General features: G+C 59.0%; 11 protein-coding genes and 1 pseudogene. 6 read left to right on the top strand and 6 right to left on the bottom strand.

All coding sequences use genetic code 11. The annotated features are described in order from the left end of the window. On the top strand, positions 1-457 hold a 457-nt coding region (locus tag D477_RS00170; RefSeq protein ID WP_005266097.1), incomplete at its 5' end, for an IS3 family transposase. 174 nt (positions 458-631) lie between these two features. Here D477_RS00170 and D477_RS21495 read toward each other — a convergent pair. After that, positions 632-1,561, bottom strand: a complete 930-nt coding sequence (locus tag D477_RS21495) for a LysR family transcriptional regulator (RefSeq protein WP_005266096.1) — start codon at positions 1,559-1,561, stop codon at positions 632-634. 117 nt (positions 1,562-1,678) lie between these two features. On the opposite strand from D477_RS21495, the gene solA reads away from it, so the two are divergent. From solA to D477_RS00150, 4 genes are all read left to right on the top strand, one after another. Next, entirely contained in the window at positions 1,679-2,887 is a 1,209-nt protein-coding gene (gene solA / locus D477_RS21490; protein ID WP_081608398.1) for an N-methyl-L-tryptophan oxidase, read from the top strand. Positions 2,888-2,890: 3 nt separating this feature from the next. Continuing rightward, entirely contained in the window at positions 2,891-3,874 is a 984-nt protein-coding gene (locus D477_RS00160) for an FAD-dependent oxidoreductase (RefSeq protein WP_081608397.1), read from the top strand. Between the two features lie 76 nt (positions 3,875-3,950). Then, positions 3,951-4,460: a helix-turn-helix domain-containing protein gene (locus D477_RS00155; RefSeq protein ID WP_237740655.1), complete on the top strand. Its 510-nt coding sequence runs from the start codon at positions 3,951-3,953 to the stop codon at positions 4,458-4,460. Positions 4,461-4,464: 4 nt separating this feature from the next. After that, positions 4,465-5,043 carry a PIN domain-containing protein gene (locus tag D477_RS00150; protein WP_005266092.1) on the top strand — a complete coding sequence of 193 codons (579 nt, stop codon included), beginning with the start codon at positions 4,465-4,467 and terminating at the stop codon, positions 5,041-5,043. Between the two features lie 145 nt (positions 5,044-5,188). Here D477_RS00150 and D477_RS23045 read toward each other — a convergent pair. From D477_RS23045 to D477_RS23485, 4 genes and pseudogenes are all read right to left on the bottom strand, one after another. Beyond that, positions 5,189-5,328 (bottom strand): annotated as a pseudogene (locus D477_RS23045) (type I methionyl aminopeptidase); the annotation flags it as partial. 23 nt (positions 5,329-5,351) lie between these two features. Further along, positions 5,352-6,005, bottom strand: coding sequence for a ScbR family autoregulator-binding transcription factor (locus D477_RS00145; RefSeq protein ID WP_005266091.1), 654 nt, complete (start codon positions 6,003-6,005; stop codon positions 5,352-5,354). Between the two features lie 297 nt (positions 6,006-6,302). Further along, entirely contained in the window at positions 6,303-6,479 is a 177-nt protein-coding gene (locus D477_RS22455) for a hypothetical protein (RefSeq protein WP_005266090.1), read from the bottom strand. Between the two features lie 284 nt (positions 6,480-6,763). After that, on the bottom strand, positions 6,764-6,895 hold the full coding sequence (locus D477_RS23485; protein ID WP_272943802.1) for a hypothetical protein: 132 nt from the start codon (positions 6,893-6,895) through the stop codon (positions 6,764-6,766). A 391-nt stretch (positions 6,896-7,286) separates the two neighbouring features. Here D477_RS23485 and D477_RS00140 point away from each other — a divergent pair, with 391 nt between their 5' ends. Continuing rightward, on the top strand, positions 7,287-7,661 hold the full coding sequence (locus D477_RS00140; protein ID WP_150109912.1) for a hypothetical protein: 375 nt from the start codon (positions 7,287-7,289) through the stop codon (positions 7,659-7,661). A 76-nt stretch (positions 7,662-7,737) separates the two neighbouring features. Here the strand turns inward: D477_RS00140 and D477_RS00135 are convergent. Further along, positions 7,738-8,087: PDDEXK nuclease domain-containing protein (locus tag D477_RS00135; RefSeq protein ID WP_005266088.1), on the bottom strand; the 350-nt coding region annotated here is incomplete at its 5' end.

Raw genomic sequence — 8,087 nt, 5'->3', positions numbered from 1 at the left:
GCAGGGCTTCGTCTATCTGGCCACGGTGATCGACTGCTATTCGAAGAAGGTCGTGGGCTGGTCCATCGCCGATCACATGCGTTCGGAGCTGGTCGAGACGGCTCTCAGGAACGCCGCGGCGACGACCGTGATCGAGCCCGGCGCCATCTGGCATTCGGACCGTGGCAGTCAGTACACTGCGGCCTCGTTCCGTGCCCTGGTCCAGGATCTGGGCATGCGTTCTTCGATGGGTCGAACGGGTGTGTGCTGGGATAACGCGGCCGCTGAATCGTTCTTCTCCGCGCTGAAGAACGAGCGAGTGCACCGCACTGTCTACGCGACGAAGAAGCAGGCCCGCCGGGACGTCATCCGCTATATCGAAGGGTTTTACAACGCCCGCCGCAGGCACTCGGCCCTGGATTACCGGTACCCCAACGACGTCCACTACAGTTACCAACAGCCCGCCAAGGCAGCATAGGAAAAACCATCAATTCCGCTGTCCGAAATTCGCGAAGCAGCCCAGTGAGCATAGGTGCGGCTCGTGCGGAGACCAGCGCGAAGGATGCTCAAATTCGCCAACGCGCTGCCGAAAGTAGCGATAATGCGTGAATCAACTTGCAATTGAGAACTATGCTGTTATCCCCTAATCTGCCTACATCGTAAGAGTCCGGCGCCCTCTCTCTAAGTCCTGCACCTGCCTCCGGCGGAGTTCCAAGCGAACGGCAGATGCGAACATGTCTCTTGCTGGATTATCTATACCTTTGAGCCAAGTCATGGATAAAGGAGTAAAGGCCCAGGGTTCCTCCAGTGGAACGAACCGTACGCCTGGGATTTCGAGACTAGAAGATACAAGTGGCATTAGTGACATACCTACACCGCAGGCTATTGTGCTCAACATGGCCAAATCGTTCTTGGCGGTCATGGGGACCCTAGGGTGAAATCCAGCGCGGATACAACTTATGAGGATGCGGTCGTAGGCTTCAGGGGCATCATTTCTCTCAAAAGTCACAAAATCGTCGTCTGCGAGCTCTGAAAGACGGATTGAGTTTCGGTGGGCAAGGCGATGCGCTATCGGCAAAACCGCTATAAGCGGTTCATCACAGAGAAACTCCGACTCAAAACCTTCGGAAGTCTCACCGGCTCTCGTAAAACCTATATCCAGGGAACCTGAACGAAGTTCAGATCGAACATCGACTTCTTCGCTTTCCGCCACCAGAACACGGATTTCCGGATGCGCTTCCGTGAACGAGCGCACAACGCTAGGCATCAATCCTGAATGAACGCTGCTGATGCTGCCGACCCGCAGCAGACGCTTCTTCTTCTTCGTATGCCGTAAGAGGGATTCAGCGACTTCTACTCCCTTGAGGATACGGCGGGCCTCGGCATAAAGTACGGTGCCACTCTCCGTTAGGCGTGGTGATTGCCGGGCTTCCCGTTCAAACAGCCTCACACCGAGCTCTTTCTCCAAGCGCGCAATGGCTTGGCTAAGAGGAGGCTGAGTCATCTGCAGCCGTTGTGCTGCTTTGGTGAAAGAAAGGTTTTCTGCCACGGCCACGAAGTACTTCAGCTCCCGGATTTCCATATGAGGAACCTAGTCTCATATGCGCCGTGTATCAAGACAAGGGGTTTTGATATTTAGCGCGCGCATCGCCGCCTACCTACAGTGATACACACCTACTAGGGAAAGGACGGCGAAGGAATGGAATATGATGCCGAAGTCGCTGTGGTGGGAACCGGGAGCATGGGAGCGCTGAGTGCATGGCAACTGGCGCGTCGCGGAATTAGGCCGATGTGCTTCGAACAGTTCGCCCCTGGCCATGACCGAGGAAGTGCAGGGGGAGAAAGCCGGCTATTTCGCACGGCGTACGCTGAAGGGTCGCGCTATGTCCCTCTTCTCCGCGAAGCCCGCAAGCAGTGGCGAGAACTCGAAGCGGAGTCAGGCGTCCCTCTCCTCACGATCAATTCAGGCCTAATGATAGGTAGCCGGGGCGGAGATTTCCTGGCAGGTGTTCGAACCTCCATCGAGGATCACGGCATCGATCATGAAGTCTTGGATTCCGACGAATTGCAGAAACGGTTCCCACAGCACTCCATCGGCGATGATGAGGAGGCCATCCTCGATCACGAAAGCGGCTACCTCCGACCCGAATTGGCAGTGGCGATAGCAGCCGAAGAGGCTGAACGAAGCGGCGCCAAAATCCACACCCATACACCCGTACGTCGTCTGAGACGGGAATCGGACTCCATAGTCGTAGTGACAGATGAGCGCGAATACCGCTTTCCACGGATAATCGTCACCACGGGAGCCTGGACCAATAAGCTTCTTCCCGGTTTAACTCCAGCACTCAACGTTCAGCGGCTGATCATGACGTGGTTCCCCACGCGATACCCGGAGCAGTTCCGAAGTAACGTCTTCCCGATTTTTGTCCGTCGCGCAAACGGATACGACATCTCGGGATGGCCAACCTTGGACGGAACGAGCGTGAAGGTGTGTATCAATTACGGCTGGGACCATGTGGCAGATGTCGACACGGTGAATCGGACGGTGGATGACCGCCTTTTCGCTCCCATCTCGGAAGCGGTCACGCGCTTTCTGCCCAGCCTGATCCCGGAGCCAGCACGGGTCGGTGTCTATTTTGACGGCTACACCAATGACCACCATCCCTTTGTAGGCCTATTGCCAGCGGACGAACGCATTGTGGTCATGGGAGGGTTCAGCGGTCACGGCTTCAAAATGGCCAGCGCTTTGGGACTGGCTGCCGCAGAGCTGATAGACCAAGGCAAAACTCGTCTGCCGATCGACCACTTGACTCCCTCACGCTTCAGTTCGACACCCACGGTAGAGGATCAATGTCCCGATCGTCAGCCAAGACAACTTCAACCCGCACCGACAAGCAGGAGGTTTTAACGCATGAATCCGCTTCCCTCAGTAACTACCGACGTTGTCGTTGTTGGATTAGGTGCATGGGGATCCCAAGCATTGTGGCGGTTAGCTGCACGGGGCATCAACGTCGTTGGTGTTGAACGATTCGGGATCGGGCACCACCTTGGCTCGACACACGGATCCACTCGCCTGTTCCGGGTAGCGTGCATGGAACATCCCGGCTTGACCCGCGTTGCGGAAAGAGCGAGGGACCTGTGGTACGAGTTGGGCGACTCCACCGATCAGGTTCTGCTCCGCCAGACCGGAGGGCTCATGGTGGGCCCGCCCGACGGACACATCGTCAGTGGAACACTCGCCGCCGCATCCATTTCAGGCTCCAAGGTCGAGGTTATAGAGCACGACAACTTGATACGGCGCTATCCCACTTATGCTGGCTTCGGACCCGAAGACGTCGGAGTATGGGACCCCGCTGCCGGTATCACCTATCCGGAAAAGGGGGTCCGGTCCGCAATTCAGGCAGCGCAAGCATTGGGGGCCACCGTGCTGACAGACTCCCGCGTCACCGACATCTCCTTCGACAACGATGGCGCGATCATCTCTATAGGCGACACGGTCTACAGGGCGCAGCAAGTCGTTCTCACGGCAGGGCCATGGATGCCTCACTTTGTCCAACGACAGCTGGTTGCCCGCCGAACGCCGATGTTCTGGTTTGAAGGAGCCGACACCGACGACACGGAGCCGGATGGAGAGTTTGACCTAAGCTCTTTCCCGGTTTTTATCCGCGAGCTACCGGGCGGAAAAACTCTCTGGGGGCATGGGGCCCGTAAGGCAGAAGGCGATAACTACGGGGTCAAGATCGGCATGGAAGATCTCGGCTACAACTTCTCGGATGCGGATGCTGACGATGTTGACCGATACATTCATCCGGTCGCAGATTACGGGGAACTGTCGGAGCTCGTAAGCAAGGCATTTTTGGTGGCTGGACCGCGCAGCCGGCAAGGCTTACGATGAAACGAAAGAAACGAAAACGTCCAATCAAACTTGGGTCAAGCTAGAAGCGAGAGCAATCATGGGTACGAGCACAGCGATGAAGGAAACCTTTTTCGCCCCTGGAACACCCCAAGCTGGCGAAATATACGACTTTATAGCGGCGCACACCACCAGAAAAGGGGCGCCCCCGCAGCCGCAATTCTTCCTGTCCGGCTCCGAGCCGGGTGACCAGGTGGAAATCCCCCACGAGATCTACCAGGTACTCGTCAAGGCCGTGGAAGCGATGCGTAAGGGCTTGGCCGTGACGCTCACTCCCAGCTCCATGACGATGACAACCCAACAGGCCGCCGAGCTTTTAGGGGTAACCCGCCCTACGTTCGTTCGGCTCCTCGACACCGGGAAGATCCCGTTTGAAAAGCCGGGCACGCACCGGCGCGTCAAGCTCGCCGATGTACTGGCGTACAAGGAAGCACGAAGGACCGAACAGTATGACGCTCTGGCGTCCATGGGCGATATTGATGACGAACCCGTAGAGGCCGCCACTGAGCGGATGAAGGAGGCCCGCAAGCTGGCGGCGAAGCGCCGGCGCGGGCAAGTGACAACATAGGGGTATGTTCACCGCACTTCTAGACAGCTGCGTGCTTTGGCCGAGCACGCAGCGGGACTTCCTCCTCTCCCTCGCGTTCGAGGGTGCCTACCGCTTCATCTTCAGCGAAGCCATCCTCATGGAAGTCGAAGCCAACGAAGAGCTCAAGAAGATTGACCGAGGAATGGACCCGGACAAGGCCCGGAAGATAGCGCGGCATCTAGCCGAGCAGATGCGGTCCAGTTTCAGCGATTCCATCGTGACCGGCTGGGAGGGCCTGGAGGGCACATACGGCCTGCCTGACCCTGACGATGAACATGTGCTGGCAGCCGCAGTTGTGGGCGGCGCCGGAAGTATCGTCACTCACAATTTCCGGGACTTCCCCGCCGCGAAGATCCCAGACGGCCTCACCATCATCAGTCCGCAGGACTTCGCCTACGAAACCGTCTCGATGCGCCCCGATCTCGGCGTCGCGGCCGTACTGGCAATGTCCCTGCGATCTGGTCAACAGTATGAACGCCATCCTCCCGAGTACATTCTGGATTCCCTGAACAAGCTCTACGGGATGGACGCGGCTACAGCGCTGATCCGCGATCTTCTTTAGCCGACGACAGACCAGCATCTGAATGCACAGCACACTGGCAGCTCACCACCCTTTGCGCCGATAACGGCGCATATGACCAGTGAAGTCCGGCGAATCGAATTGAGCGCGAATTCGACGGATTTAATACGGGAAGTCCGGCGGTGTCGTCTTGCACTTTCGCTCCGGGACGGGCGGCGGCTATGCCTGCGCTCAATGCGCGTTCCGTTGCGCTGATCATCATCGCTGCGCTCTCGGGGGCTTCGAGTCGCCCACGATGAAGCTGATGGCGGAGTCGCCAGCGATCCCACCCGTGGATCCTGCCCGTCCGGTCATCCCTGAACGGCAGCCGTGCCATCGGCACGAACCAGGGCCACGAGGCGCGGGATTTGGAATTGCATCTCCGTGTTCAGGATGCCGGGCAGGAGGATCTGCCACATCTCCCTGATCCTGTCCATGACATCGCCCCTGCCCGTGAGCACATCGGAGACCATCTGCACACCGGTGAAGGATGCCACCACAAGTCTCGCCAAGGCTGCCGGGTCGATTTCCGGCCGAAGCTGGCCCGCTGCTGCAGCGCGGTTCGCGAGGGATGCCGTGACCGTGCTCCAGTCTTCATAGGGTTCGCGGACACGGTGGCCGAAGGCCGTGGCCTCGAACGTGAGCCGGATGCCTGCTCGTACGACCGTGTCCCGGCGAAGCCGCAGCCCGAACTCCCGGCACATGATGATCATGGAATCCAGAGGTGGCCGGTCCTGTTGCAGCACCGCCAGGCCATCCGCGACGACGATTCGGTGCTGTGCGTCTATGACGGCCTTGGCAAGATCCGCCTTCGACGGGAAATGCTGGTCAAGGGCTGGCCTGCTGATGCCTGCCAGCTCGGCTACCCGGTCAAGACCGGTCCTTCCGTAGCCGGCCTTCTCGAAGGTTTCCGCTGCTGCCGCGATGATCGCTGGCCGGATGCCACTGACCTGTTTGGGAAGCACTGTTCAATCCCCCGTTTTTCTGGATGACCTGCCCGTCTGCGGTCTGTCCGTTGGAACTGCCGGCATCCCCGATGATTCAGATACTCTATCGAATCGCGATTAACCGGATGGGCCAAAACGGTTATGGGTGGTGGAACGAATCGGATTCCGTTCCGGTGATAGGTCCGGGAACGCGGCTACCTCGATCCCGACCAAGTCAAAGTGTATGAAGTGCCGGACAAAGGGAGATAACGGCGCATATGACCAGTGATAGGAGGAGGGATGGTTCGTCGCCTACGCGTCTGCGGCTGCGCCCTATCAGTCCGATGCGACCGCGTCATCCGTAATTACCAGTCGTCGCTCGCCCAACCCGTCTTCGCGGATCCAAGCTGCCCCGATTTCCGGCGCGACCTGCTCTACAGTGCCACTGATCCTCGTCCCTGCCAGGTCCAGGGCCTCGATATGCTCGCCTTCGTTCCAGATCATCTCTGCCATGGTGCTCCTCCGGGTCTGTCATCGTATGCTTCTTCCACTTCCGGAGCGCCCGTTTCGTTCCCCTTGTTAATCTGATCCTCAGCCGTGGTGTAGTTTCCCTGGCGTCGGGAGTGGCTCAGCGACGTGAAGAGCCATGAATGGCCGTCGAGCGACAAATACCGATAACGGCGCATATGACGCGGCAAGTCTCTCGTAATTGGGTTTGGACGGCGGCAGCGGCGACCATGGTGGGAGCTGGGTCTAAGCAGCCGGCTTCTGAGGTTTTGCCGGAACGGGATTCTTATTCAACGGCCCACGACGTTCCATAGGTCGAAGACGGCGCGGAACAGTGCAACGGCAAGTCCCGCACCGCCGATCCAAACACCAGCGACCTGCAATCGGTATGACTTGTTGCGGCGGTCCTGGTCCAAGGACATGATCGTCTCCTCTCGTTGTGGAGGAACAATCCTAGACCCGCCAAGACAAGGCGCGCCCTGCACTCTCCCGCACTTGGTCCCCCCTCCACAGGGTGTCCACACGGCTGCCCTCGTATAGGCGCAAAGGCATGCCTGAGGGTGGACAACCCGTCCACAGAAAGCGCTGGGCGAGTCCTATCCTCCGGGAGAGTCGTTCTGCTGGGAGCGCGCCATCAGCGGGCAAGCAACCCGGGTAAGGGCAAGAGATCCCTTGGCGCTTTACTGGATAGGGATCGGCGGTCGGTAGGATCGCCGGTATGTTCGCAAGATTCGTGAAACAGGCCAACGGTGATGAAGCGGCGGCGGCGCGCTCCCGGGCTGTCGCTGTCGCGCGGAGCCCGGGACTGCACCGGTGAGTAACCTGTCGTCCGGGCGGACTTTGTCCGGGTTGCTGCAGGATTCCAACACCGAGAACTGGTCGGCGCGCCGGATCGCCCAGGAAGCCCATAAGCATGGGATCGAGGTCTCCTACACCTCCATCGCGAAGTACCTGCGAAATGTCCCGCAGTCACCCTCCGAGTCCGTGTTGGAAGCCTTTTCAGTTGCTTTGAGGATACCCATGGTCCAGCTCCGGCAGGCCGCGGGCCTCCCGACCGGGGAGCTTGAACCCTTCATCTTGCCGGAACGCGCCAACAGGCTCACGTCCCGTCAGCGGGAAGTCATCCTGCACATGGTCCGGGTGCTGCTCAACGACGAGGAGCCCAAGGAATCCCAGCGGATTCCCTGACCCGCCTGAAAAGCTTCACCGATCCTTCGCTCCCTCTACACCGATAACACCGCATAGGGTTTGCCTGGCCCATGCCTCACGGCTGTGGGTCCCAGTCAAAAGCGGCGGTGAGTTCCTCTGCGTCCGGGAGGGCTTCCTTTTCCGGCTCCGGCAGGGACTCGTAGGTGTACTCGGATACCGCCATCGGCGAACTTGAGCGGTCCAGGATGTATCGGACGGTGCGGTCATTCTTGCTGCCGCAGACCAGAATGCCCACCGTGGGCGACATGTAGTCGCGCCGGAGTTGGTCATCGACCAGGGCCACGTAGAAATTGAGTTTGCCGGCATACTCGGGCTGGAACTTGCCCGTCTTCAGCTCAAAGACCACGTAGCGCCGCTGTTCAAGATGGAAGAACAACAAGTCGATATTATTCCGAGCTCGGAATA

Source organism: Arthrobacter crystallopoietes BAB-32 (assembly GCF_000328305.2).
Classification (GTDB): domain Bacteria; phylum Actinomycetota; class Actinomycetes; order Actinomycetales; family Micrococcaceae; genus Crystallibacter; species Crystallibacter crystallopoietes_A.
Note: the sequence above shows the minus strand (reverse complement) of the source record. Positions and strands in the feature narration are given on the sequence as shown.

Bases quoted from the DNA above. Each gene is read 5' to 3' on its own strand.
- D477_RS23485 (WP_272943802.1), bottom strand. From the start codon at position 6,895: ATGTCCTTGGACCAGGACCGCCGCAACAAGTCATACCGATTGCAGGTC.
- D477_RS00150 (WP_005266092.1), top strand. From the start codon at position 4,465: ATGTTCACCGCACTTCTAGACAGCTGCGTGCTTTGGCCGAGCACGCAG.
- D477_RS00160 (WP_081608397.1), top strand. From the start codon at position 2,891: ATGAATCCGCTTCCCTCAGTAACTACCGACGTTGTCGTTGTTGGATTA.
- solA (WP_081608398.1), top strand. From the start codon at position 1,679: ATGGAATATGATGCCGAAGTCGCTGTGGTGGGAACCGGGAGCATGGGA.
- D477_RS22455 (WP_005266090.1), bottom strand. From the start codon at position 6,479: ATGGCAGAGATGATCTGGAACGAAGGCGAGCATATCGAGGCCCTGGAC.
- D477_RS21495 (WP_005266096.1), bottom strand. From the start codon at position 1,561: ATGGAAATCCGGGAGCTGAAGTACTTCGTGGCCGTGGCAGAAAACCTT.
- D477_RS00155 (WP_237740655.1), top strand. From the start codon at position 3,951: ATGAAGGAAACCTTTTTCGCCCCTGGAACACCCCAAGCTGGCGAAATA.